21 protein-coding genes and 1 pseudogene are annotated in these 23,806 nt (G+C 71.5%); 13 read left to right on the top strand and 9 right to left on the bottom strand.

Annotation, left to right across the window (positions count from 1 at the left end):
* The first annotated feature begins 3 nt into the window (after nt 1-3).
* The 3 genes from dpgB (at nt 4) to ACOBQB_RS07800 (ending at nt 3,202) form a co-directional block, all read left to right on the top strand.
* Complete coding sequence (gene dpgB / locus ACOBQB_RS07810; protein WP_423589855.1) at nt 4-732, top strand: enoyl-CoA-hydratase DpgB; 729 nt, start codon at nt 4-6, stop codon at nt 730-732.
* Complete coding sequence (gene dpgC / locus ACOBQB_RS07805; protein ID WP_423589853.1) at nt 729-2,063, top strand: (3,5-dihydroxyphenyl)acetyl-CoA 1,2-dioxygenase DpgC; 1,335 nt, start codon at nt 729-731, stop codon at nt 2,061-2,063. Before dpgB ends, dpgC begins: the two co-directional genes overlap by 4 nt.
* A 935-nt stretch (nt 2,064-2,998) precedes the next feature.
* On the top strand, nt 2,999-3,202 hold the full coding sequence (locus ACOBQB_RS07800) for a hypothetical protein (RefSeq protein WP_423589851.1): 204 nt from the start codon (nt 2,999-3,001) through the stop codon (nt 3,200-3,202).
* Nucleotides 3,203-3,307: 105 nt separating this feature from the next.
* Here the strand turns inward: ACOBQB_RS07800 and ACOBQB_RS07795 are convergent, their stop codons facing one another.
* Together ACOBQB_RS07795 and ACOBQB_RS07790 are read right to left on the bottom strand one after the other, a co-directional pair.
* On the bottom strand, nt 3,308-4,834 hold the full coding sequence (locus ACOBQB_RS07795; RefSeq protein WP_423589850.1) for a hypothetical protein: 1,527 nt from the start codon (nt 4,832-4,834) through the stop codon (nt 3,308-3,310).
* 203 nt (nt 4,835-5,037) lie between these two features.
* The gene (locus tag ACOBQB_RS07790; protein ID WP_423589849.1) at nt 5,038-5,442 is read right to left on the bottom strand and encodes a hypothetical protein; all 405 of its coding nucleotides are present in this window, start codon (nt 5,440-5,442) and stop codon (nt 5,038-5,040) included.
* Nucleotides 5,443-5,882: 440 nt separating this feature from the next.
* Between ACOBQB_RS07790 and ACOBQB_RS07785 the strand changes: the two genes are divergently transcribed.
* Nucleotides 5,883-9,890 carry a helix-turn-helix domain-containing protein gene (locus tag ACOBQB_RS07785; protein ID WP_423589847.1) on the top strand — a complete coding sequence of 1,336 codons (4,008 nt, stop codon included), beginning with the start codon at nt 5,883-5,885 and terminating at the stop codon, nt 9,888-9,890.
* Between the two features lie 4 nt (nt 9,891-9,894).
* Here ACOBQB_RS07785 and ACOBQB_RS07780 read toward each other — a convergent pair whose 3' ends face one another.
* Both ACOBQB_RS07780 and ACOBQB_RS07775 read right to left on the bottom strand, forming a co-directional pair.
* Complete coding sequence (locus tag ACOBQB_RS07780) at nt 9,895-10,851, bottom strand: hypothetical protein (protein WP_423589845.1); 957 nt, start codon at nt 10,849-10,851, stop codon at nt 9,895-9,897.
* 66 nt (nt 10,852-10,917) lie between these two features.
* Nucleotides 10,918-12,057: a wax ester/triacylglycerol synthase domain-containing protein gene (locus ACOBQB_RS07775; protein ID WP_423590477.1), complete on the bottom strand. Its 1,140-nt coding sequence runs from the start codon at nt 12,055-12,057 to the stop codon at nt 10,918-10,920.
* Between the two features lie 451 nt (nt 12,058-12,508).
* On the opposite strand from ACOBQB_RS07775, the gene ACOBQB_RS07770 reads away from it, so the two are divergent.
* A complete protein-coding gene (locus ACOBQB_RS07770; RefSeq protein WP_423589844.1) occupies nt 12,509-12,631 on the top strand; it encodes an SDR family oxidoreductase in 123 nt (40 codons plus the stop codon).
* A gap of 96 nt (nt 12,632-12,727) precedes the next feature.
* On the opposite strand, the gene ACOBQB_RS07765 is transcribed toward ACOBQB_RS07770, so the two are convergent.
* The 4 genes from ACOBQB_RS07765 to ACOBQB_RS07750 all read right to left on the bottom strand — a co-directional run bounded on the left by ACOBQB_RS07765 (nt 12,728) and on the right by ACOBQB_RS07750 (nt 15,805).
* Nucleotides 12,728-13,189: an NAD(P)/FAD-dependent oxidoreductase gene (locus ACOBQB_RS07765; protein ID WP_423589843.1), complete on the bottom strand. Its 462-nt coding sequence runs from the start codon at nt 13,187-13,189 to the stop codon at nt 12,728-12,730.
* Nucleotides 13,190-13,455: 266 nt separating this feature from the next.
* Nucleotides 13,456-14,088: a hypothetical protein gene (locus ACOBQB_RS07760; protein ID WP_423589842.1), complete on the bottom strand. Its 633-nt coding sequence runs from the start codon at nt 14,086-14,088 to the stop codon at nt 13,456-13,458.
* An 86-nt stretch (nt 14,089-14,174) separates the two neighbouring features.
* The gene (locus ACOBQB_RS07755) at nt 14,175-14,894 is read right to left on the bottom strand and encodes a YqjF family protein (protein WP_423589840.1); all 720 of its coding nucleotides are present in this window, start codon (nt 14,892-14,894) and stop codon (nt 14,175-14,177) included.
* Between the two features lie 50 nt (nt 14,895-14,944).
* Nucleotides 14,945-15,805: a UbiA family prenyltransferase gene (locus ACOBQB_RS07750; RefSeq protein WP_423589839.1), complete on the bottom strand. Its 861-nt coding sequence runs from the start codon at nt 15,803-15,805 to the stop codon at nt 14,945-14,947.
* Nucleotides 15,806-15,850: 45 nt separating this feature from the next.
* Between ACOBQB_RS07750 and ACOBQB_RS07745 the strand changes: the two genes are divergently transcribed.
* The 8 genes and pseudogenes from ACOBQB_RS07745 to ACOBQB_RS07710 all read left to right on the top strand — a co-directional run bounded on the left by ACOBQB_RS07745 (nt 15,851) and on the right by ACOBQB_RS07710 (nt 23,340).
* Nucleotides 15,851-17,134, top strand: coding sequence for a type III polyketide synthase (locus tag ACOBQB_RS07745; RefSeq protein ID WP_423589837.1), 1,284 nt, complete (start codon nt 15,851-15,853; stop codon nt 17,132-17,134).
* Nucleotides 17,135-17,143: 9 nt separating this feature from the next.
* On the top strand, nt 17,144-17,659 hold the full coding sequence (locus ACOBQB_RS07740; RefSeq protein WP_423589835.1) for an isoprenylcysteine carboxyl methyltransferase family protein: 516 nt from the start codon (nt 17,144-17,146) through the stop codon (nt 17,657-17,659).
* A pseudogene (locus ACOBQB_RS07735) lies at nt 17,656-18,686 on the top strand (NAD(P)/FAD-dependent oxidoreductase). The gene ACOBQB_RS07740 and the pseudogene ACOBQB_RS07735 overlap by 4 nt, the downstream one beginning before the upstream one ends.
* Nucleotides 18,687-18,944: 258 nt before the next feature.
* Entirely contained in the window at nt 18,945-20,126 is a 1,182-nt protein-coding gene (locus ACOBQB_RS07730) for a spore photoproduct lyase family protein (RefSeq protein WP_423589834.1), read from the top strand.
* A 74-nt stretch (nt 20,127-20,200) separates the two neighbouring features.
* Complete coding sequence (locus tag ACOBQB_RS07725; protein WP_423589833.1) at nt 20,201-20,680, top strand: MSMEG_6728 family protein; 480 nt, start codon at nt 20,201-20,203, stop codon at nt 20,678-20,680.
* A 140-nt stretch (nt 20,681-20,820) separates the two neighbouring features.
* Entirely contained in the window at nt 20,821-21,804 is a 984-nt protein-coding gene (locus ACOBQB_RS07720) for a hypothetical protein (RefSeq protein WP_423589832.1), read from the top strand.
* Between the two features lie 169 nt (nt 21,805-21,973).
* Nucleotides 21,974-22,978, top strand: a complete 1,005-nt coding sequence (gap, locus tag ACOBQB_RS07715) for a type I glyceraldehyde-3-phosphate dehydrogenase (protein ID WP_423589830.1) — start codon at nt 21,974-21,976, stop codon at nt 22,976-22,978.
* Nucleotides 22,979-23,142: 164 nt separating this feature from the next.
* Complete coding sequence (locus tag ACOBQB_RS07710) at nt 23,143-23,340, top strand: hypothetical protein (RefSeq protein WP_423589829.1); 198 nt, start codon at nt 23,143-23,145, stop codon at nt 23,338-23,340.
* A gap of 101 nt (nt 23,341-23,441) precedes the next feature.
* On the opposite strand, the gene ACOBQB_RS07705 is transcribed toward ACOBQB_RS07710, so the two are convergent.
* Entirely contained in the window at nt 23,442-23,642 is a 201-nt protein-coding gene (locus ACOBQB_RS07705; protein WP_423590475.1) for a hypothetical protein, read from the bottom strand.
* Nucleotides 23,643-23,806 lie beyond the last annotated feature (164 nt).

Genomic DNA, 23,806 nt, shown 5'->3' with positions numbered 1-23,806 from the left:
TGAATGACAGTGACGGCGGACGAAGCAACGCCTGTAGGGGATCTCGTACGGGATTCTCTATGGGACAAGGGAATTCTGCGCCTGCGGCTCGATCAGACCCAGGGCATGGAGCAGCTGACCAAGACGCTCACGGAGTTCCGTGAGTGGGCCGAGGACGAACGGGCCACCGCGGCGCTGATCGAACTCCTGCCGGGCCGCACGGACTGGCCGGGGCTCGTCGGCATCCACGCGGTCAACAAGTGGGAACGCGCACTGCGGCAGTGGGAACGCCTGGACGCCGTCACGCTCGTGACCGCGTCCGGCAGGTGCACAGGGCCCGCGTTCGACCTGCTCATGGCCGCGGACGTACGGCTCGCCGCCCCCGACCTGTGCATCGCCCTGCCCACCGGGCCCGGCGGCTTCTGGCCCGGCATGGCCGTGCACCGGCTCGCCCACCGCGCCGGTGTGTCCCGCGCCCGCCGCCTGATCCTCTGCATGGCCGGTGCCGGGACGCTGGAGGCGGTCCAGGCCAAGGAGTTGGACGTCGTCGACGAGATCACCGGGGAACTCGACGACCGTGTGGCCAAGGTGCTCGCGGGATGCCGGTCCGGCGTCGAGGCCCGGCTCCTGAGAGGTCTGATACTCGACGCCCCCGGCATCCCGTTCGAGGACGCCCTGGGCACCCATCTCGCCGCGTGCGACCGGGCGTTGCGCGCGGCGGCCGCAGGCCTCGGGACGGGGGAAGAGCGATGACGCACGCACTCGCCGCCGCCTGGCAGGACGGCCCGCGCGCTGTTGCCGCGCGCGCCGAGGAGCTCCTGGCGGACCTGCCGCGCAAGGCGGACCGCACGCCCGAGCAGCGAAGGCTCCTGGGCGCCGCGGTGGACGAGGCCCGGCGCGGGCGCAGCACGTTCATGGCCGAGCACGGGCAGGCGCTTTACGACGCGCTGACCCACGCCCGCACCCGTTACCTGTGGCTCGACGAACTCGTGTACGCCGCGGCCGATTTGCTGGACGGCCTGGCGCCGACGCGCGAGCAGATGTCGGCCGAGTCCGTGCTCGCGCAGGCAGACAAGGAGGGCCGGGAGATCGACCAGGCCATCTTCTTCGCCGGAGTGCTGCGCCACGAGCGGGCCGGGGAGCACCTGATGGACGCGGCGCTCCGCCCGACGGACCGGTCGCTGGCCCTGCTCCCGGAGTTCACCGCGCACGGCGTCGTCGACCTGGGCCCGCTGCGCGTCGAGCTCGACGGCCACACCGCCCATCTGACCGTCACCAATCCGGCCGCCCTCAACGCCGAGGACAACGACCTGATCGCCGCTATGGACGTCGGCGTCGACCTGGCGCTCCTGGACGACCGGGTCAAGGTCGGAGTCCTGCGCGGCGGCGAGATGACCCACCCGCGCTACCAGGGCCGCCGCGTCTTCAGCGCGGGCATCAACCTCGTCCACCTCGACGCGGGCCGCATCTCGTACACGGACTTCCTGCTGCGGCGCGAACTCGGCTACATCAGCAAGCTGCACCGCGGCGTCCTTCCGGTCGACGCGGACGGCAACGTGCTCGCCGGACACGGCACGCACTGGTCCACGCGGACCGTGCAGAAGCCGTGGATCGCGGCCGTCGACACCTTCGCCATCGGCGGCGGCATGCAGCTGCTCTTCGCCTTCGACCGGGTGATCGCCGCATCTGACGCCTACTTCAGCCTGCCCGCCGCGCAGGAAGGCATCATCCCGGGCGTGGCCAATCTGCGGCTGCCGCGCATCGCGGGCAGCCGCATCGCACGCCAGGTCATCCTGTCCGGGCGCCGCATCCACGCCACCGATCGGGAGGCACGGCTGATCTGCGACACCGTCGTCGACGCCGCGGATCCGGCGGGCCCCGCCGATCTCGACACGGCGGTGGCGGCCGCGGCCGAGGAGCTGTCCGCCCCCGCGGTGGTCGCGAACCGGACGATGATCGGTCTCGCGGAGGAGCCGCTGCCCGTGCTGCGCGCCTACCTGGCGGAGTTCGCGCTCCAGCAGGGTCTTCGCCTGTACGCGCCGGACGTCCTGGAGAAGACCTCGAAGTTCGGCAGGGCGACCTGACGGGGCAGGTCCGCTCAGGGCGGCAGCGCCACCAGGGTGACCGTGGTCCCGGTCTCGCCGGACGCGATGTCGCCGTGTTCGGTGGGGGCCTGCGCGAGCCACCGGCCCCGGCCGTTCTCCGCCTCGTCGGCCACGGGCAGCGTGGCGGGCCCGCACGGCCCCGCCCCGGCCGGTCCGAGGCCGCTGTCCGAGACGGCGCACCGCAGCCCCTTACCCGAGCGGTCGAGGGGCTGCGGCCCTTGCCGCCGCCGTGCACGGCGAGCACGAAGTCGCTGAGCCGGGGTTCGCACAGGCCCGCGTCCTCCGCGCGACGGGTGACCTGAAAGCGTATTCGGGCCGCGTCGGCCATGACGAGAGGCACTTTCGAGGAGCTTGCTCCTTGGCTCGCGGGCGGCTCACGCACGGCCATCTCCTCGCGGTCCGCTGCCGGCCCGAGCAGGACAAAGCGATACGGCTCTGTGGAGCCGCCGAAGTGCCTCAACCAGTCGAGGCCGAAGGGTGATCCGTGCTGCGGTCCTCAGCCGAGGCATCGGCAACGACGACAACGGCGTTCGGCTTCCGTCGTGCGGTGGTTGCCGCCTCTTTGCCGTCTCTTTCTTGAGGCGCCGAACCGCCGCCGCTGTGCTGATCACGTGTCGCCGAGCCCTTCGCGTCACTACTCGCCACCACTGCTGAAAATGTCCGGAAATGGCCTGCTGGGTCGGTGCGACGACCTGGGCTGTGATCATCATTGAGCGTGATCGGTTCCGCCGCGGTCGCCGCCGCGACGCCGGACCGCGTGGAGCCGGCGGACCCAGTACCGCAGGACGGGCGACGGGCGACGCGTTCCGGTCGCGGGAGGGGCCGAAGGCGTCGTAGCCAGTCACGTCGTAGCCAGTCGAGCAAGCCCATAGAGAACCGATGCCCACCCCCCAACTCAGTTGAAGGAGAGACACATGGCTGCGGACACCATCATCGCGTGCGGCAAGGGCCACGTCTTCTGGGGAAGCTGGGTCCCCGGAGCCTCAGTGACCACCATCCGGCTCGGTCCGCGCCGACTGGGCATGTGCAAGGTGGGGCGACATCTGTCGTTGCTCCGTCGCGTCGACGAGAGCGAGCTGACGCCCGAGCAGCGCGGCACTCTCTTCGACGTACCGTGACGGGAATACGCCTCGAAGCGCTGACCACGGTACTGAGGTATGGCGACGTCGGCGCCCGGTCGCTCTCCGCGTGGGGTCCGTGGACAGCGATGACGCGGCACGGGCTCATGGGCCCGGAGGGACGTTGACGGCACCGAAACTCGGCTCGGAAGCCTCGGAAGCCTCGGAAGCCTCGGTATGGGCAAGGTTGCCTTCCATGTCGGCCCAGGTGTCGTTCCATGCGTGGCCGTGTTGGGGGCCGCGTTGCCAGGTGTGGGTCATGCGGCCTTCTGGGGTGCGGGCGAAGACTGAGAGGTCGCCGCTGGGGTTGAGTACGACGGCGGGGTCGGCGGTGAGGCGTCCGCCTAGCGGTGTCCAGGCGGACCAGGGGCCGCCGGTTCCGGTTTGCCAGCGGTGGTGCAGGGCGCCGTCGGTGCCGCGGGCGAAGAGGACCATGCCGCCGTCGCGGCCCACCACCACCGACAGGCGGCCTGCGACCGCGCCTTCCATGTCGGCCCAGGATCCGTGCCAGCCGTGTCCGTGTTCGGGGCCGCGTTGCCAGGTGTGGGTGACGCGGCCTTCTGGGTCGCGGGCGAATACCGACAGGGCGTTGTTGGGGCTGAGTACGACCGTTGGGTCACCCGCCAGTCGCCCGCCCAGGGGTGTCCAGGCGGACCAGGGGCCGCCGGTTCCGGTTTGCCAGCGGTGGTGCAGGGCGCCGTCGGTGCCGCGGGCGAAGAGGACCATGCCGCCGTCGCGGCCCACCACCACCGACAGGCGGCCTGCGACCGCGCCTTCCATGTCGGCCCAGGATCCGTGCCAGCCGTGTCCGTGTTCGGGGCCGCGTTGCCAGGTGTGGGTGACGCGGCCTTCTGGGTCGCGGGCGAATACCGACAGGGCTCCGTTGGGGCTCAGTACGACCGAGGGGTCGTCCGCGAGCCGCCCTCCCAGTGACACCCAGTCAGGTGCCCACGCGCCCGCTTCCGACTGCCAGGTGTGCCACAGGGCCCCGTCTGCCCCGCGGACGAAGACCGCCAGTTTTCCGTAGCGGCCCACCAACGCCCAGGGACGGCCCACCGCACCCCCCGGCGGCCGGCCAAGGCCCGTCCAGGCCGACCACGCGCCCCCTGCGGTGTTCTGCCACCGATGCGTCACCCCGCCCGATGCGTCGACGCCGAAGACCACCATGCCCGAACCGTGGTCCACGACCGACGGCACACCCACACCCACCCGCGCCACCCGCGGCGGAGACCCGACCGCGCGCCTGGCCTCGTCGAGGAGGGCTCGCGCCTTGGCTTCCGCCTGGTCGTAGCGGGGCGGAAAGGCCGAGCGTTGCACCTCCTGCGCGGTGAGACCGGCAGTGAGGTGTGGGTATCGCTGCTCGACACGGACCGCCCGGGTGAAGAACTGCGTGGCCGCGTACGGCACATGCCGGATCTGTTCGGGGGTTCCCCAACCCTGGCTGGGCCGTTGCTGGAAGACGCCGAGAGAGTCCCGGTCTCCGCAGTCGAGATTATGCATGTGCGATTCGACCCACCCGGCTTCGAAGCCGGCGAGCATGACTTTATCCGAGACGCCCAAGTCGCGGCCTACCGTGTAGACGGTCTTGGTGACCTCGATGTCGCGGTCGGGAGGAATGTGGCAGGGGCCCATGACGCTTCTCTTTCCGAGGATGGGGCGGAGGTACGGGAGTTGGTGGGTGGCCCTGCCGACCGTGGATCGGCAGGACCGCCCTTCAATGAGTGGTTCGGGTCAGCAGTGGAAGCAGACGCTGCGCCAACCGAAGGGGTCCTTGCTCTCCTGGCTGCCGTGGTAGGTGAAGTGCGACTGCCCATTGCGGTACTTCTGGTTGTGCCTCAGCGCACGTGGTAGCTGCCGCGTGCGAGAACCGTCGTGGGGTACTTACGGCCGACGATGAGCTGGACGTCCTTCGGGCCCGCCGTTCCGTTGTGCCATACGAGCTGCGTGCTGGCGCCAGGGTTGACCCAGCCCGTGCAGTCGAGGTCGATGCCGCCGCCGTGCGGTTCGGCGCAGAACTGCAACTGGTGGCCGCCCGAGGAAACCAGGTCCACTTCGAGCCGCTGGCCCACCTGGAGCGTCAGCTTCCCGGAGCAGACCTTGTAGGCCAAGGTGTCGACCAGGCAGTCGAGCCGGTGGCTTTCCGCGTGGGCGGTGCCCGCGGAGGCGATGGTGCCCGCGAGGGTGAGGGCGGTGAGGGCGGCGACGACGCCGCGGCGGCGGGTGGTGAGGGTGGTGCGCATGGGTGCTCCTTGGTGTGGTGTGGTGTGGGTGGTGTGGTGTGGTGTGGGTGGTGTGGTGTGGTGTGCGGTGCTGTGAGGGACCGGATGGTCCCGGCACCGGATAGGCGCGTGATCGCGTCCGGCAGTCGCGCGTTCAGATCACGCGCTTTGTCGGTACGTCACTGCTCTTTCTCGTTGTCGGTACGTCAATTGCTTTTTCTCGGCTGCCGCCGGTCGCCGGGCCGCTGTCGACGTGCTCGCCCCTCTCACGCCAGGTACTGCGGCAGGTAGTCGTTGATCCGGTCAGGGCGGGGATACGGCGCTTCGTGCCGCGTCGCCCTCACTCCTTGAGGGGGCGGGTGGGCGTATCCGGTCCCGAGGAGATGGACTCGCCGTAGTTTCGCGACTGCGGAGAGTGCCGGATCTCATCGTGGGTGAACCGGCCCGACTGAGCCAAGGAGGTGCCTGTCGCCTTGCGGGAGCGGAAACAGGAAACACCCGTTGACCTGGTGAAACAGAAGCCGTCCGGGGTGGTCGGTGAGACATTCGGGGAGCGCCTGCGTCGGTTGCGGACGGAACGCGGGCTGTCCTTGGCCGACTTGTCCCGTCTCGTGCACTACAGCCGTGGTCACTTGAGCAAGGTCGAGAACGGCCAGAAGCCCGCCAGCACTGATCTCGCCCTCGGCTGCGACGAGGCGCTGGGTGCCGACGGCGCGCTGGCCGCCCTGGCGCCGCCGGGCCGGAGCTCCGCCGGGGCGGTCTGCCCCTACCCGGGCCTGGCCTCGTTCGGGAGGCAGGACGCCCCCTGGTTCTTCGGGCGGGAGCGGGCGACCGCCGCGCTCGTCGGCCACGTGACGCGGCATCTGCTGCGCGGCGGTGAGGGCGAGCCGGTCGTCGTCGTGGGGCCGTCAGGCGCGGGCAAGTCTTCTCTCCTGCACGCCGGGCTGCTGCCCGCGATCGCACGGGGTGCCCTCCCCGTACCGGGGGCGCAGGCGTGGCCGTCGCTGTGCCTCACACCGTCTTCCCGGCCAACAGCGGAACTGGTGCGGGTCCTGTCCGCGGCGACGGGCTCGGACGCCGAAGCCCTGCGGCAGGCGTCGGCTGCCGACCCCGAAAAGTTCGCGTCCCTGGTACGGGAGACAGTGAGCGGCCACCGCGGCGGGATGCCACGGCAGGCGGACGCGGGACGGCGTACGTCGGCCCTGCCGGGTCTCGTACTGGTGGTCGACCAGTTCGAGGAGGTCTTCACCCTGTGCGATTCGGCAGACGAGCGGCGTCGTTTCGTACGGGCGCTGCACGCCTTGTCCCGGTCGGCGTCCCGGCCGGCCCCGTCCCGGCCGGCCCCGCGCTCGCAGGCCCGGATTCTGGTCGTGCTCGGTGTGCGGGCGGACTACTACGGCCAGTGCCTGTCCCACCCGGAACTGGTCGCCGCCCTGCGGGGCAGTCAGTTCCTGCTGGGACCCATGGCCTCCGACGAGTTGCGCGCGGCCATCACCGGCCCGGCGCGGGCAGCCGGCCTTGAGCTGGAAGCGGGGCTGGTGGAGCTGCTCCTGAGCGATCTCGGCGCCGGCGGCCAGGCCTCTCCCACCGGCGGCCAGGTCTCTCCCGCCTCTCCCTGCCCGGGCGCCGGAACGCTCCCGCTTCTCGCTCACGCTCTGCTGACGACATGGCAGCACCGGGAGCAAGGGCGGCTGACCGTCGCGGGTTACCGGAGCACGGGCGGTATCACGGGCGCCGTCGCCTCCAGCGCCGAACAGGTCTACGCCGGGCTCGTCCCCGACGTACAGGCCATGGCGCGCAGGCTGCTGCTGGGGCTGGTCCGCATCGGCGACGCGGACCAGGACACCCGTCGGCGGGTCCACCACAGGCGCCTGGTGTCCTCCCTGCCCGAGCCGGAAGCGGCGGAGAGCGTGCTGCGCGCGTTCGCGGACGCGCGGTTGCTGACCATGGACGCCGACTGCGTCGAACTCACCCACGAAGCGCTGCTGTACGCGTGGCCGAGGCTCCGCGGCTGGATCGACGCCGACCGCGTGGGCCTGCGCAACCACCAGCGCCTGGCCGAGGCCGCCGAGGCGTGGGAGGCGAGCGGGCACGACCCGGCCGTGCTGTACCGGGGAACACAGCTGGCCGTGGCGGTGGACTGGCTCAACGGCCGCCTGGTCCCCGCGGACTCTCCCGAGCGCCGCTTCCTGGACGCCGGTGTACGCCGGGAGCAGGACGAGGCGGCCGCCCACCGTCGCCGTACCCGCCGCCTTCGGCACTTGGTCGCCCTGCTCTCCGCCCTGGTGCTGCTGACGGCCGGTGCCACGGGATACGCGCTGCGGCAGCGGACCGACGCGCTGGCCGAACGCGACCATTCGGCGGCACAGCTGGCGGTCGACGAGGCCGAGCGGCTCCGGCAGGTCGACCCCTCACTCGCCATGCGTCTGAGCCTGGCCGCCCACCGCGTGGCCTCCTCCGCGCAGACGCGCGGCGCGCTGCTGGCTTCCTCGGGGAGCGTCTACTCCACCCCGCTGCCCCGGCACCGGTACACCGTGCGCCAAGTCGCCTTCCACGACTCCACGCTGGCCACGGCGGCCGCGGACGGGCTGGTCCGGCTCACCGACGTACGCCACCGCACCCGGCCGGCCGTGATCGCCTCCCTGAAAGGCCGTGGCCCCCTCACCGGCGTGGCGATCACCTCCGACGGGCGGCTCCTGGCCGCCGGGGGCGCGGATGCCACCGTGACGCTGTGGGCCCTGTCGAAGGCCCCTCCCAGGAGGTTGCTCTCGCTCCCGGCGGGCGGGGCGGTCTCGGCACTGGCCATCAGCCCCGACGCCGGGACCCTGGCCGCGGTCACCGAGCAAGGAGGGGTACGCGTTTGGGACCTCACGCGCCGCGACCGGCCGGTCCTCGTCCCCGAAGCGACCGGCGGCCACCACCGGGGGCCGGTCAACGGCGTCGCCTTCAGCCCCGACGGCCGTACCCTCGCCACCGCCGGCGACGACCACACCGTCCGGCTGTGGCGCGTGAACCACCGTGTGCCGCCCGCCCTCCTGTCGACGCTGCGCAGCCACAGGGCCCAGGTGCGCGGAGTGACGTTCGCGCCGAACGGCCGGACCCTCGCGAGCGTCAGCTTCGACCAGACCGTCCATCTCACCCCGGTCGGCGACCCCCGGGAACCCGAGCGGCCGAAGATCCTGCGCGGGCACAAGGGCCTGATCCACAGCGTGGCGTTCCGTTCCGACGGGCGGCAACTGGTCACGGGCGGCGACGACCAGACCGCCCGGCTGTGGGACCTCGACCGCGGCCGGGAACTCATGACCCTGCCGCAGCCCAACCCGGTGCGCGCCGCCGCCTTCGGCCCTGAAGGTGCCCTCGTCACCGGCGATGACGAGGGCCGCCTGCTGCTGTGGCAGCTGCCCGCACCGGTCGTCCTGACCCCTGCCGCGACACCGTCGATGGCCTATGCCCGAAACGGCCGGTTGCTGGTCACCGCGGACGCGGCGTCCGGAGCCCGGCTCTGGAAGCGCGCGCGGAGCGGCCCGGTCGCCCCGTTGGCCACCGTCCCGCATCCGGGCGCCGTCAACGCGGTGGCGGTCAGTCCCGACGGCCGCCTCCTCGCCACCGCCGGCCAGGACCGCCGGACACGCCTGTGGGACGTGACGGACCCCCGCGACCCCACCCCGATCCACACCCTCACCCACCACACCGACGCCGTGTACACGGTGGCCATGAGCGAGGACGGAAACCTTCTGGTCACCGGCGGAGAGGACCACACCGCCCAACTGTGGGACATCCGTCACCCCTCGCGTCCCACGCACCTGGCGGAGGTGAACGAACACACCGACCGCGTCAACTCGGCGGCCCTGAGCGGCGACGGCCGCCTCCTGGCCACCGCAGGCGGCGACTACCGCGCCCGCCTGTGGGACCTGTCCGACCGCCGACACCCCGTGGTCATCGCCGATCTGCTCCACCCCAACCAGGTCAACGGCGTGGAACTCTCGCCCGACAAGCGGCTCCTGGCGACCACGGACGACGACCGGAAGGTCCGTCTGTGGCGCCTCCCGGCACGCGGGGCCAAGGGACCGGTGCGGGAAACCACCGCTCCGCTGAGCACCATGATCGGTCACCGTGAGGCGTCGCGCGGCACAGCCTTCGCACCCGACGGCAGAACCCTTGCCACCACCAGCGACGACCGTACGACGCAGCTGTGGGACGTCACCCACCCCGACCGGCCGGTCCTGCTCACCGCGCTGCACGGCCACACCGGCCCGGTCCTCGACGCGGAGTTCAGCCCCGACGGCCGCACGCTGGCCACCACCGGCCAGGACGCCACGGTGCGGTTCTGGTCCCACGACGTCTCCGCCGTCATTCGTCGCGTCTGCGCCCTCGACGGCCCTCTGAACCGCGAGGAGTGGGCGGTGCACTTCCCCCAACAGCCCTACCGCCGGTCATGCGGGACGACCGGCGCGAGGAGCGGTGGCTGAACGATCAGAATCCGGCCGTCCGGTACGCGCTCCAGGCGGCGGGAGGTGCGACGTCCGCGGCCGGGCAACGTGCCTGCCGCGGCCAAGGCCACTGAGTGAGGTGGCGCACCGGCCGGTCACCGTCCCGCATGGCCCGACGGATGCCGTCGGCGGCCTCCGCGTCGTCGTAGTACGCCTCACCGACGATCAGCGGCTGCCGGTACCCGAGGGCGTCCAGCGCGGCGTCGGCATCCATGAACTGCCGGTATTCGTCGCCGTTGCCCTCCTGCCCGTACAGATGCACCTCCAGGACCTTCGGCGGCTCCTGCCCGTAGACGGACGGCAGATGGGGCACGCGGCCGGCGATCCAGACCGTCATCGAGAAACCGACCGTGTCCGACGTGCCGAACTCCCGCCGGTAGTCCTGCCACAGGGTCCTGTCGTACCGCAGCAGAACATCCTGGCCGTCGGCCGGTGCCCCCTCGTTCAGCAGATCGAGTACGTACGGAAGCCCGGAGCGTACGACTTCCGCGCGTACTTGGCGGATGACCGCACGGTTCTCGGCGTACAGGGCCCGGTCGAACGTCTTCCACTCCGCCGGATCGTTGGCGTCCTTGGGGAAGAAGGCGACCTCCACCCCTTGGAAACCGGCCCTCTTCACGTCGCTGAGCAGCTCACGCAGATTGCGCAGATTCCCGCGGCTGAGACCACCGTCCGCCGAGTCCATGACGGTCCCGGAGTCCGCGCCCCGGTGGTGGAACACCGGGATCCGCAACCGCTTCTGGCCGGCCCGGACCAGCTGGGCCAACTGGTCCCTGATCACGTCGGGGGCTCGGTCGTAACTGTTGACGACGCCATACGGCTCACGCGTGCAATCCGCGTCGACCCGATAGGTGAAGTAGTTCGAGCCGCCGCCCACCTCCGCCCGGGGAACCGCCGCGGGCCGCGTCGCCCCGGCCAGACACGTCATCGAGGCCAACACGGCCAACACGGCAAGACCACGCCGTGCCGTGGCCCGGGCTCCGGGTACGCGTCGCACAGAATCTCCTCACGCCTCATCGAGCAGCTCGCCGTTGTGTCCGGGCCGTCGTTCTGGGTGCCCCCGGCTCTGGACCAGGACGCGCCGCCACAGCGCCGGAACGCCGTCCGCCCGCCAGGAGGCACGGTGTGCCAGGCCGCATCGCACCACTCCCTGGGCCCGGGTGAAGGACAGATAGGACCGCAGGCCACCTGCGAGGCTGTACATCATCGACGCTCCCAGCAGCCGCGCCCCCAGGCATGGGCCGACGGCGGGGAACGTCAGACTGCTGGCGATCATCGGTGTGGTGCAGGGGCCCATCAGCACTCTGCTCGCCCAGGCCCCCACCGGAGTCGGGCTCAGCTCCAGCAACCGGCGCGTCGCATCCCGTCGCCGGTGGGAGCGCGCCACCTGACTCTGCGCGACCACCCGGTCCACCGCCTCCTCGAAGCTTCCGGCCGAGACGGGCAGACGAAGCCGGTAAGCCGCCAACTGGTTGCCGAGTACCGTTCTGCTCCGGGCGTCACGGGTCGACATGGGAATGACGGCGTCGAAGTCGCGATGACGGGCGTTGCCGCCGGCCGCTGTCCGTGCGGCGTCCCACCGCAGCGCCCAGGCGAAGGCCGCCAAGCAGATGTCGTTCTTCGTGCACCGAGCTGAACGGGCGGCCTCCCGCACGATGGACTCGGGCACTTCCTCCCACGCCCACCGCACGGGATCGCCGGGATGCGACAGGTAGTTGGTACGGGGACGCAACTCGCCGGTCAGCGCGCGGGCCAGATCCTTCACAACGGCGGCACAACCAGTGATCGTGGGCCGCTTCCGTTCCATGGGACGCAACAGCGGCGGGACGTCGTCACACAGCAGAGTCAGAAGGTCATGGGCCGCGCCCATCCCGTCATGGACCGCGTGGTGGATGCGGAACGCGACTTGGAACCGGCCGCCTTCTCTTTCGGGAACGCACCACAGATCCCACGCCGGTCCGCCTGCCGGGAGCGGCTCGGCCAACACTGCCTCGGGGAAAGCGGAGAGGCCGTGGCCACCCGCCCAACGCACGTGTGCCACGGGGTCGAGGCGTGCCGCTGCCACAGGGCGTAGCCGTTGTCCTGGTTCTGGCCGCAGCTGCCACAGTGCCGGGAGCGAACCCAGGCGTTCCGAGACCCGTGCCACCAGGGCTTCTCTGGAGGGAGGTTCCCCTTCGAGCTCCAGAAAGAAGCCCGTGATCGGTTGTGGCTCGACGCTTTGGTAAGTGAAGCTCCGGTCCACTGGGCCGAGTCGCACGCTCACCTCGCTTCCCAGCAAAGGGTGTCCCCTCACCTCGTGCGCTTGATACGTACTGTGTTCGACAGGTTACGCTCCGCATTCCCAAGGGTAGCGGCCCTGTGATCCTGTACGTGGATCCTGTACGTGCCATGACCGTTCTGCTCACCGGAGCCACCGGAGCCACCGGATTCTTCGGCTCCCGCCTCGCGCACGCACGCCCTGATCACCACCCGCTCCGGGCCCGTCGTCGTCCTGGGTCGCGGGGATCCGTCCCGCCTGCGGAACCGGATGGTCGAGGCTCTCCGAGCGGTGAGTTGGGGGCGCCTTCGACGCACCTCTCCGTGACCGCCTGTGGTGGGTGAGCGGGGATGTCACGAAGCCGTGGCTGGGCCTGTCTCCCGCGATCTACGCGCGCCTCGCCGGTGAGGCGGACGCCGTGTGGCACTGCGCCAAGCGACATCGCGCTGACCGGGGAACGTGACGTCAGCTCCATCGCGGTGGCCGGCGCCCGCGCGAGCGGCCGCATGCTGAGGCTGTTGCGGAAGGGGCCGAGTCCGAGCGTGGCGTGGCCGCGGGCTCAGCGGCCGACATTCACTCGGTCCACGTAGGAGTAGTGCTGCTCGACGCGCGTGGGACCGATAAATTCCGCGCCCGCCAATTGCTTGCGCACCGTCTCGGACTCCTGGACCAGCGCCCGGAGCATTTCGTCGTCGGACGCGAATTCCTTCCGACGCTCGACGAACCGTATCTTGTGCGTCACGAAACCGATGCTGAACCGCCCCTCGCGCAGGGGGATGACCCTTGAAGACGACCTTCTCACGTGGGCGCTCTCGACGACCTCGACGCCCAGCTCCTGCGCGTGCCGCAGCAAGATCTCGTCGAACTCGGCGCGCTCCACCTGCCAGCCGCGCTCATCCGCGCCGAAGAACTCCGCCCAGTCGATGGTCCAGTCCTCGGCGCCCCACCTCAGCATGGCTCCTCGACGACTGGTGAAGCCGGCGGCGTCCACCTTCTCCCATACGCCCGCGATTTCCATCATCGCGCGGCAGGACGAGGTGAGCGACTCACCGACGTGATATCGGCCCGGGCCGACAATATCGCCGTCAGCGCCCCGCCCGGCCCGCCGCCTATCACCAGAACATATGAAATCAATGATCCCCTCACTTCGCGAGGCATTCGGGAACGGCCCTCCGGGAGGGGCGCCAACGCCGCGCAATCACGCGGCAGTTAACGGGCGGGATCACGGCCGCTAAAGCCGGACTTGAACGCATCCGGGGCCGCCGCGTATGCGTGACAGGGCTGTTCCTACTCCGGTTCGAGCGCGATCATGGTCGTGATCCGGGTGAGAGCCGGGTTCCTCGGTGCCGAGCCGAAGCCGAAGCGTACGGGCGGCTCGACGGGGGCCGTCGGGCCGAGGTCGGTGCCCTCGAAGGTTGCCGACGCCGTGCGGATCGGCCGCAGGTCCCGGGCGCCGTACCACTCGCGGCGTCCCGCGCCGGTGCTGCCGCGGGTTCGTACGCCGGGCAGCAGGAGGCGGGCGGGGCGATCCGTCAGCGCGCTCCACGCCGGGCGGCGGGCGAGGGCACCGGGGACGGCACGCAGCAGGAGTCCCAAAGGCCCTCGGCGGCCGACGGTGAAGCGCAGGTCGAGTGGGCCGGCTTGCACGGTCCACGTGTCGGCGGCGACGCTGACGTCGACCGGGACGACGCGTACGACGTCGAAGGTGTAGGTGTCGCTGACGAAGTCGGCCGTCTCCGGTGTGGGGGCCAGCAGCAGCCGTTCCCCATCGGGCCGTTCGAGCATCACATCGCTGAACGGCCCGAACGGCGACCGGTGCCAGTGGCCGACCACGACACGGGTCCCGGACGCGGTGCCCAGGCCCGCGATCCAGCCGTCGAAGCGCAGCAACGGACGCCGCCGTGTGACTCCGCCGGGCATGCGGCTCCTCCACTCCTCTACTCGGCCGTTCCTCTACTCGGCTGTTCCCCTGCTCGACAACTCCTCCACTCGTCTCCGCTCGGGAATCAGCGAGAGCCCATCGCCAATGGACGTGAGGGTCCGAGCCGTACGTGCCTGACTCCTCGCGAGAAGTGCACCACCGGCTCGCCGAGAGGGGCGGGGAGGCCCGCGGCGGTCGTCAGCGTCTCCTCCAGTACGTCGACGGCGGCGTCGGCCAGTGGCCACGGCTCGTGCTCGGCAGGTGTCTCCCAGAGCATGCCCAGCCGCCGGGTGTACGCCCGCCAGCGCGACGTCAGCCACACGTCCCTCTCCGCCGGCCGGATCGGGTCACCGGGGCGGACGACCAGGCGGTAGGAGGCCCCGCCGGTCCACCTTGAACCGAAGTACGAGACGGTGTCCCCGCTCGCGGACACGCTGAGCGTGCCCGGGTGGTACGGCGCGCCGATGGCCCGCCCCGCCACCATCAGGGGGCAGGCGACCTCCAGGGACAGGAACCACAGCCCGTCCCGCCCGTCCCGCTGACGTACGTACGTCCGGAGGTTGGTCTCCGCGAACGCCGGGAGTCCGGGCAGGGCCGCGGGGACACCGGGAGGGCGCACGTCCGCCATGACGAAGGGCGTGAGCCCCACCCAGGCGGCCCCCTCGTACTCGTCCACGGCCAAGCCTTCGGGTACCAGGGGCCGCACGGCCTCCGGCCGGAAGGGCCAGTGGACGAACGTCTGTGTCAGCCAGGCAGCCCGCACCGCGGGCACCCGCACCCGGCGCTCCGGGCGGTAACCCACCATACGAGGCAAATGCCCCGGGCGTGGCTACCGGAAACGTAGCGGTGCCCGGGTCATGCCATGTCCGAGCCCCGTAGCAGGAGCTGTGCCACCGCCATGCCGGACACCACGATCGCCGCCCGGAACGGCCACCGGCTCCGCGCCCCTGACCGCACAGCCGTACCCGCGACCGCGACGATCACGGCGGCCGCCGCGAGCGTCCAACCCGACGTCCGCACCGTTCCGGGCGCCCCCGCGACGACCACGCCCACGGCCGCCAGCATCACGAACGGGGCCAGCCACCGGCAGGCCGGGCCGCCCAGCCGCTGCGGCAGTCCGCGTACACCGGTCGCGAGATCGTCCTCGATGTCCGGCAGGACGTTCACCAAGTGCGCCCCCACACCCAGCAGCGCCCCGGCGGCCACCGCCCACCAGGCGGGCCAGGACGGTGCGGGCGGACCAAGGGTGACGAAGGCCGGCAGCGCGCCGAAGGCCATGGCATAGGGCAGCGGTGAGAGCACCGTGTGCTTCAGCCGCAGGTTGTAGGCCCAGCCCGCGGCGACCATGCCCAGGTGCGCTGTTCCTGCGGCGGCGCCGCTCAGCAGTGACAGCGGTACGCACAGCGTCAGCGCCGTCACGGCCGCGGCGGCCGCCGCCCGGGGCGAGAGTTCACCCGTGGCCACCGGCTTGTCGGGGCGCTCGCACGCCGCGTCGCGCCGCGCGTCGGCCGCGTCGTTGCACCAGCCCACGGAGAGCTGACCGGCCAGCACGGCCGCGGCCACCGCCACCGACCCCGGGCCCCCTCGGCCCGCCGCCACGGCCAGGGCGGCCACGAACACCGTCACGGCGAGCGCCGGCCCCGGATGACAGGAGCGCAGCAGCGCCGGGAGACGGCGTGTCGTGCGCGCGAGAACCCCAGATGGGTGGAGAGACACGTGTGCAAGGTAATCAGTGCCGGCTCTGCGGAAGGCATTACCGGCATGCGTGTCCCCGCGATCGTCGACCATGCCTCGTCCCCGTCCCCGTCCCCTGCCCTGGCGCCCTCCCCGTCTCCGCCCCCGGCCCCCTCCCCGTCCCCGGCTCCGCCCACCGCGCCGGTACGGACCTCCGTGCCCGCCGCGGCGACCACCATCGTCGCCGTCCACACCGCGCTGCCCGCGCACCGTTACGCCCAGGACGACCTCACCGAGCCGATCGGTGACCTGTGCCTGCCCCCGGGGGCCGACCGCGCCGTATTGCGTCGCCTGCACGCGTCCGCCGGTGTGCGCACACGTCACCTCGCGCTGCCGATCGAGCGGTACGCCGGCCTCAGGGACTTCGGGCAGAGCAACGACGCCTGGCTGGCGGTGGGTCTCGAACTGGGCGAGGAGGCCCTCACCGGCGCGTTGCGGGAGGCAGGGCTGGATCCGGCCGATGTCGACCTGCTGGTGTGCGCCTCCATCACCGGCGTCGCCGCTCCGTCGCTCGACGCCCGGCTGGCCGGACGCATAGGGCTGCGGCCCGACGTGAAGAGGCTGCCCGTCTTCGGCCTGGGCTGCGTGGCGGGCGCCGCCGGCCTCGCACGGGTGCACGACTATCTGTGCGGGCACCCCGACGACACCGCTGTGCTGCTGACCGTCGAGCTGTGCTCGCTGACGCTCCAGCAGGGCGACGGCTCCCGCGCCAACCTCGTCGCCGGCGCCCTGTTCGGCGACGGTGCGGCAGCGCTCGTCGCACGCGGCAGCGGCACAAGGACGACCGGCGGCGGTGCAGGGACGACCGGCGGCGGTGCAGGGACGACCGGCGGCGGCACAAGAGCGACCGGCGGCGGCACGGAACCGGTGGCGGCCGGGCCCTCGGTCGTCGCCACGCGCAGCCGCCTGTACCCGGACACCGAGAAGATCCTGGGGTGGGACATCGGCGCCGGCGGATTCCGCGTCGTGATCGACGCCGCGGTACCCGGTATCGTGCGGGACCACTTCGGTCGGCACCTGCGTGCCTTCCTGGCCGAACACGGCCTCACCACCGACGACATCGACACGTGGGTGTGCCACCCGGGAGGCCCCAAGGTCCTCTCCGCCCTGGCCGACACCCTCGGCCTGCCCGATGACGCCCTGGACTCCGCGTGGCACTCCCTGGCGAGGGTGGGGAACATGTCCTCCGTCTCCGTCCTGCACATCCTGCAGACCGTCCAGGAGTCCCGCCTGCCCGAGCCCGGCACGTGGGGGCTGCTGCTCGCGATGGGCCCCGGCTTCTGCTCCGAACTCGTCCTGTTGCGCTGGTGAGTGATCCTCATGCCGTGGTACACGCTTCTCGTACTGGCCGTCGCCGCCGAACGCGTCGCCGAACTGGTCGTCGCCCGACGCAACGCGGCGCGCACCCTCACCCGGGGCGGTGTGGAGCACGGCCGTGGCCATTACCCGGCCATGGTCGTCCTGCACCTCGGCCTGCTCGCATGCTGCCTGCTCGAACCCACGCTCACCGGCCGGCCGTTCCTGCCCGCCCTGGGCTGGCCCATGCTGGCGCTCGCCCTCCTGGCCCAGGCCCTGCGCTGGTGGTGCATCACCACACTCGGGCCGTACTGGAACACCCGGGTCATCGTCGTTCCCGGCGCACGCCTCGTCGGCGCCGGGCCCTACCGCTTCCTGCGCCACCCCAACTACGTCGCGGTCGTCGTGGAGATCGCCGCCCTGCCGCTGGTGCACTGCGCATGGCTGACCGCGGCGGTGTTCACCGTCGCCAACGCGGTGCTGCTCACCGTACGCATCCGCTGCGAGAACACGGCCCTCACCCAGGCGGCACCCGCGTGAGCGGCGGCCATGACCTGCTGATCGCCGGAGGCGGGCCCGCCGGCCTCGCCACCGCCCTGCACGCCGCGCGCGCCGGCCTCGACACCGTCGTCGCCGAGCCGCGCCGAACACCGGTCGACAAGGCGTGCGGCGAGGGCCTGATGCCCAGCGCCGTGCGCGCCCTGACCGCCCTCGGCCTGGCGGTCCCCGGCCACCCCATCACCGGCATCCGCTACGTCCAGGGCCCCCGCCAGGTCCAGGCCGCGTTCCGGTACGGCCCCGGCCTCGGCGCGCGCCGCACCGGCCTGCACAGCGCCCTCCACCGGGCCGTTCTGGACGCGGGAGTTCCGGTGCTGCCCCTGCGGGTGGAGGAAGTGCGGCAGGACGCCACGGGGGTGACCGTCCCCGGCACAGGGCTGCGCGCCCGGTGGCTGGTCGCCGCGGACGGCCTGCACTCACCCGTACGCCGTTCCCTCGGGCTGGGCGTGAAGCCCCGGGGAACCCCCGGTACGGGCTGCGTCGGCACTACGCGGTGCCTCCCTGGTCGCCTTACGTCGAGGTGCACTGGGGAGCGCACGCGGAGGCGTACGTCACCCCGCTCGGCCCGGCACTCGTCGGCGTCGCCCTGCTGACGTCCCGGCGGGCGCCCTTCAGCGCCCAGCTGGAGAGCTTCCCCGAACTGGCGGCCCGCCTCGCCCCGGAAGCGGCCGTCACCGCGGTGCGCGGCGCGGGGCCGCTGCGCCAGCGCGCCCGTACCCGTGCCCACGGGCGCGTCCTGCTCGTCGGCGATGCCGCCGGCTACATCGACGCACTGACCGGCGAGGGCGTCTCCCTCGCCCTCGCCGGCGCGGAAGCCCTGGTCGCCAACCTGCGCCGTGGCACCCCGCACCGCTACGAGAGCGACTGGAGCCGAGCGACCCGCCGCCACCGGCTCCTGACCGAACTCCTGGTCAGGGCTCGGCAGCAGCCCCTGCTCGCCGCACGCATCACGCCCACGGCCGCCTGCCTGCCACGCCTGTTCGCCGCGGCGGTGAACGCGCTGGCCTGAGACCGCACCTCCCGCTCATCGGGGCCCGGCGGAATGCGCCGGGCCCCGATGAGCGGGACAGTGAAGGACAAGGCACCGCCCCGGAAGCCGCGACGCTGACGGCAGGCACGGGCAGGCACGGGCAGGCACGGGCAGGCACGGACAGGTACGGACAGGTGCGGCCAGGTGCGACAGTACGGACAGGGACGGCCAGCTACGACAGTACGGACAGGTACGGCCAGGGACGGCCAGGGACGCCAGGGACGACAGGTACGGCACGTGGATCAGTCATCGGCGGGCGCGGGATCCGCTGCGGGAGAGCCCGAGCAGCAAGCGCTCTTCGAGTGGGCGGGCACCGCTCCGGCACCGGCCGCGCCCGGGGCGTTCCGGGACAGCCCCAAGGCGCGGCGGATGCTCGACGTACGGGAGGTCTACGCGGAGCCCGCGGCGCTGGACTCGCCGCGCGGCCGGCAGATCATGGCCCGGCTGCCGGAGGTGCGGGTGACCGTGGTGGACAGCCACTGGCGCATCCCGTCCCTGCACGGGAACGACGGCAACGTCGCCCGGTGGGCCCGCGTGAAGACCGAGACGCTCGTCCTCGGGGTCAAGCACCGGCTCGTGACGCGTCCCAACGGCAGGTCGGCCGACTGGATCGCCCCGGGGCCCTCCAACGGGTGCGCGATGTCCTGCGCCTACTGCTACGTCCCCCGCCGCAAGGGATACGCCAACCCGATCACCCTGTTCACCAACATCGAGGCGATCGTCGCCCACATCCGGCGCCACGTGCGGGCCCAGGGGCCGAAGAGGGAGCCCAACCAGTGCGACCCCCTCTCGTGGGTCTACGACGTCGGCGAGAACGGCGACTGCTCCGTCGACGCCCTGGTCAGCGACAACACGGCGGATCTCGTCGCCGCGTTCCGCGGGCTGCCGACCGCCAAGGCTTCCTTCGCGACCAAGTTCGTCAACCCCGACCTGCTCACCCTCGATCCCCAGGGACGTACGCGGGTGCGCTTCTCCGTCATGCCGCCCGACGACGCCCGGCTCCTGGACATCCGCACCAGCCCGGTCGCCGAGCGGATCGCCGCCGCCGCCGACTTCCTCGACGCCGGTTACGAGGTCCACTTCAACCTCTCGCCCGTCGTCCTGCGCCCGGGGTGGGAGCGGGACTGGGCCGATCTGCTCACCCACCTCGACGACGTACTGCCCGGCCGGGTGAAGGAGCAGGCGGCGGCCGAGATCATCATGCTGACCCACAACCAGGCGCTGCACGAGGTCAATCTCGGGTGGCACCCCCGCGCCGAGGAGGCGCTGTGGCGGCCGGACATCCAGGAGCCGAAGCGTTCACAGAACGGCGCCCTCAACGTGCGCTACGCCCTTGAGGTCAAGCAGGAGTCCCTGACGCGCCTTCGGCGGCTGCTCGCGGTGCACGCGCCATGGCTACGGGTCAGATACGCCTTCTGACGGCGCGGTGGCCTCCCATACGGATCCCGTACGGGCCCCGTATGGGAAAGGTCCTGCCGCGGTAGTCATCTCGCGTGCAGACCTTTCTCCCGTACTCCGGCTTCACCCGGTCCGCCACGGCCCTGGACCCGGCACGTCTGGGCAAACAGCGGGTCGAGGCCCTTCAGGTGCTGCGCGGCTTGACCGTGCCGGGCTACGGATGGCGACACCATCCGGCCGTACGCATGTGGATCGGTTACGAGGAGGCCCTGGTCCGCTACGGCCTCGACGTGTGCGCGGTGTGGGTGGCGGAGGGGCGCGCCGACACCTGCGCCGCCACGCTCGTCGCCGACTTCACCCGGCACCGGCCCGGCGCCGCCGTACGCGACCAGAGCCGGCTCGCCGACGACGGTGAGCTGCCTCCCTGGCTCGGGGATCCCGCCTTCCACCGCAGCCATCAGTCGGCACTGGTGCGCAAGGCGCCGGCGGTGTACGCCCCGCTCTTCCCGGACGTCCCCGACGATCTGCCGTACGTCTGGCCGGCCTCCGACCGGGCCCCTCGCGGTGGCCCCTGACAGCACAACCATTCGCGGCAGGTACGGGTCTACCGGCCAAGCACACTGACGAGGAGACCACCATCATCGCCATACGCAAGACCCTGACCGCCACCGCTGTCGTCAGCGCGGTCCTCGCCGGTTCGGCCGCCTGCGGGACCGTGGAGCAGCTGTCCGCGGGCCAGAAGCTCGACCGGGCCTTCGAGAAGCTCAACCAGGAGAAGTCGCTCTCCTTCGAGTTCTCCCTGGACACCGACACCGCGTCGCTCAAGGCGCTGGACGACTCCTCGGCCTCGGAGCCCGGCGACGACATGCCGGACGAGGCCGCACAGCTGCTCCGCGACGCGAAGGTCAGCGTCACCGTGCAGTCGAAGAAGCCGTTCGGCGAGTCCGGGGAGAAGGACTTCGACCGCATGGCCATGAAGGTCAGCGGCCCGGACGGGCAGTTGGTCGAGTACCGGGTCATCGGTGACCACACGTACTTCCGTACGGACGTGAGCAAGGTCGGCAAGGCCCTGGCCTTCCCCGTGCCGAAGGCGTCCGACCTGCCTCCGGAGGCAGGCGCCTTCAAGAAGGCTTTGGCGGGCGAGTGGGTGAAGATCGACACCAAGCGGATGGAGCGGCTCGCCGCCGAGGCCGGCGAGGAGCCGGGGGCCGAGCCCGCCCCGCAGCCCACCCTCGACGCCGTTACGCAGAAGAAGCTCATGGACGCGGTGCGCGGCGTCGTCGCCCGTGAGGTCAAGCTGAGGTCGGCCGGGGGCGAGGACGGGACCGAGCGCATCACCGCCACCGCCCCCTTCCGCACCCTGGCCACCGAACTGGTCGACGAGCTGCGCCCGCTGGCGAAGAAGCTGCCGCCCGGCGCGGAGCTGCCGACGGAGAAGGATCTGAAGGAGGCCCCGGACGCCAAGGTGCGGGCGGACATCACGTTGAAGAACGGCGAGCTGAAGGCGGTCCGCCTCGACCTCGCCAAGCTCGCCGAGAACGCCAAGGTCAAGAGGTTCGGCCTGGTCATACGGATGACCGACGGCGTCAAGCCGACCGTCCCGGCCGGTGCCACGGAGCTGGACATCGAGCAGCTGATGGAGGGCATGTTCGCCGGGATGAGCGCGGGAGGTCCGGACGGCTTCGCCGAAGGTGAGTGACCGGAAGGCGGCCGGCTTACCCCGGCTCACCCGAGGGGCGGGGGCGGCTTGGCTTGCGGAGCGGCAATGTATTGATAACTTATACAAGTTGCTTATGGTGTTCCGGGCGGCCCCCGCGACGCTACGCGCCGCCCGCAGCCGCCCTCTCTGGCCGTCGTGAGGGGAACGCATGACTGTTCGTATAGGTATCAACGGTTTCGGCCGCATCGGGAGGAACGTCTTCCGGGCGGTTGCCGCCAGGAACGCGGAGCTGGAGATCGTCGCCGTCAACGACCTGGGCGATGTGCCGACCATGGCCCACCTCCTGACCTACGACTCGGTCCTCGGCCGTTTCCCCGAAGAGGTCGCCGCCGGACCCGGAGCGATCCGGGTCGGCGACCGCGAGGTCGCCGTCCTCGCCGAGCGCGACCCGGCCGCGCTGCCCTGGGGCGACCTGGGGGTCGACGTGGTCATCGAGTCCACGGGCGTCTTCACCAAGGCGGAGAAGGCGCGCGCACACCTCGACGGCGGCGCCAAGAAGGTGATCATCGCCGCCCCCGCCGACGACGAGGACGTCACGATCGTCCTCGGTGTCAACGACGACGCGTACGACCCCGAGCGGCACGCGATCATCTCGAACGCCTCGTGCACCACCAACTGCCTCGGCGTCCTCGCCAAGGTGCTGCACGAGAGCGTCGGCATCGAGTACGGGATGATGACCACGGTCCACGCCTACACCCAGGACCAGAACCTCCAAGACGCCCCCCACAAGGACCTGCGCCGCGCCCGCTCGGCGGCCGTCAACGTGGTGCCGACGTCCAGCGGCGCGGCCAAGGCCATCGGCCTGGTCCTGCCCGAACTCCAGGGGCGCCTCGACGCGTTCGCGCTGCGGGTCCCGGTGCCGACCGGATCGGTCACCGACCTGACGGTCACCACGAGCCGCCGCACCACCGTCGAGGAGATCAACGAGGCGTACGCGAAGGCCGCCGCCGGCGCGTACAAGGGACTGCTCTCCTACACCGAAGCGCCGATCGTCAGCTCCGATATCGTCACCGACCCGGCCTCCTGCGTCTACGACGCCGGTCTCACCCGCGTGATCGGGCCGCAGGTCAAGGTCGTCGGCTGGTACGACAACGAGTGGGGCTACTCGAACCGCCTCGTCGACCTGGCGCTGAAGGTCGGCACCTCCCTCTGACCCACCCGCGGCCGGGCTGTGTCCGAGGCGAGGTGAGGCGGATCGTTCCCTCAGCCCCGTACGGGTGAGATGGGGCGTATCGGGTGGGAGAGCTGGGGAGTCACGGAGCGGCCCGCGAAAATCCCGGGCCGCAGACAACTCCGCCGTGACGAAAGAGAGTTCACATGCGCCGTACCGCCGCCGTCATCCTCGGGGCCGTCGCCCTGCTGGGGGCCCTCGCCGGGCCCGCCGGCGCCGTGCCGGATCCGGTCGCCACCGTCGACTGCCTGACGATGGCGGCCGGTGACCTCACCTCGCTCGTCGATCCGACCGCGCCCGGCGTGCCCACTGAGGTCCCGGGCACCGGGTGCCTCGCGCCGTGACCCGGATCTGCTGAACGCCCGCGCCGGATGGCGCACTTGCGCGGAGGCCGGGGGTCCGTGCGAGTGCGCCACCGGGGCGCCGTGGTCAGCGGGTCAGCGGGTCAGTTCCAGCGGTAGCCGTCCCCGAAGTTGAGGGTGTGCTCCAGCACGTCCTCCATCGGGTCGTCGATCTGCCCGGTGTTGATCAGCGCGATCCTGGGGGCATTGTGCGAGTCCTTGTTCGTCTCGTCGGCCTGCGCCGTGCCGGAGCACAGAACGGCCGGCGCGGCCGTCACTGCCGCGACCAGCGCCCAACGGGACATCTTCCGCACCCAACTGCCGTTCACAGCAAGCCTCCTTGGAGCAAAGCGCGCGAGCCGCCGGTCGCGGCCCGCTCGCCGTGTGTAACCCCGAGGCTCCCAAGAAGTCACCGACGATCATACGAACGGGTCGTCGGATGCCCCCAAAATCCCCTGAACTCCTGGAG

Source organism: Streptomyces sp. G5(2025) (assembly GCF_049542075.1).
Lineage (GTDB): Bacteria > Actinomycetota > Actinomycetes > Streptomycetales > Streptomycetaceae > Streptomyces.
This window is presented reverse-complemented; position numbering and strand designations above follow the sequence as displayed.

Bases quoted from the DNA above. Each gene is read 5' to 3' on its own strand.
- dpgB (WP_423589855.1), top strand. From the start codon at position 4: ATGACAGTGACGGCGGACGAAGCAACGCCTGTAGGGGATCTCGTACGG.
- dpgC (WP_423589853.1), top strand. From the start codon at position 729: ATGACGCACGCACTCGCCGCCGCCTGGCAGGACGGCCCGCGCGCTGTT.
- ACOBQB_RS07800 (WP_423589851.1), top strand. From the start codon at position 2,999: ATGGCTGCGGACACCATCATCGCGTGCGGCAAGGGCCACGTCTTCTGG.
- ACOBQB_RS07795 (WP_423589850.1), bottom strand. From the start codon at position 4,834: ATGGGCCCCTGCCACATTCCTCCCGACCGCGACATCGAGGTCACCAAG.
- ACOBQB_RS07790 (WP_423589849.1), bottom strand. From the start codon at position 5,442: ATGCGCACCACCCTCACCACCCGCCGCCGCGGCGTCGTCGCCGCCCTC.
- ACOBQB_RS07765 (WP_423589843.1), bottom strand. From the start codon at position 13,189: ATGATGGAAATCGCGGGCGTATGGGAGAAGGTGGACGCCGCCGGCTTC.
- ACOBQB_RS07760 (WP_423589842.1), bottom strand. From the start codon at position 14,088: ATGCCCGGCGGAGTCACACGGCGGCGTCCGTTGCTGCGCTTCGACGGC.
- ACOBQB_RS07755 (WP_423589840.1), bottom strand. From the start codon at position 14,894: ATGGTGGGTTACCGCCCGGAGCGCCGGGTGCGGGTGCCCGCGGTGCGG.
- ACOBQB_RS07745 (WP_423589837.1), top strand. From the start codon at position 15,851: ATGCGTGTCCCCGCGATCGTCGACCATGCCTCGTCCCCGTCCCCGTCC.
- ACOBQB_RS07740 (WP_423589835.1), top strand. From the start codon at position 17,144: ATGCCGTGGTACACGCTTCTCGTACTGGCCGTCGCCGCCGAACGCGTC.
- gap (WP_423589830.1), top strand. From the start codon at position 21,974: ATGACTGTTCGTATAGGTATCAACGGTTTCGGCCGCATCGGGAGGAAC.
- ACOBQB_RS07710 (WP_423589829.1), top strand. From the start codon at position 23,143: ATGCGCCGTACCGCCGCCGTCATCCTCGGGGCCGTCGCCCTGCTGGGG.
- ACOBQB_RS07705 (WP_423590475.1), bottom strand. From the start codon at position 23,642: ATGTCCCGTTGGGCGCTGGTCGCGGCAGTGACGGCCGCGCCGGCCGTT.